The organism is Streptomyces sp. URMC 126 (assembly GCF_051386555.1).
GTDB lineage: Bacteria > Actinomycetota > Actinomycetes > Streptomycetales > Streptomycetaceae > Streptomyces.
Window position 1 is genome coordinate 1 of the sequence record NZ_JBPQTX010001300.1, and the last position, 239, is coordinate 239.

Sequence of the window (239 nt, forward strand, 5' to 3'; positions counted from 1 at the left end):
CAGCACCGCTTATTCTGCTGGCACAAAATCGTCAAGAGAATCGCGATCGTGTCAGTCTGCAGGAAGATCGTGTACGTGCCGCCCAAACTAAAGCTGATACTGAATTCCTCGCCCGTGAACTTGCCGGTGTCCGTATTGCGGTAGGCGAGACTGTTACACGCGACTACATGCGCCATGAATTAGATGAGATCCATGACACGTTACAAAAGATCAATGAACGACTCGACCACTTATCTAAT

General features: G+C 49.0%; 1 protein-coding gene. It reads left to right on the forward strand.

Annotated features, from left to right (window positions below):
• Positions 1 to 239: DUF1003 domain-containing protein (locus tag ACSNOK_RS36040; RefSeq protein WP_436784866.1), on the forward strand; the 239-nt coding region annotated here is incomplete at both ends.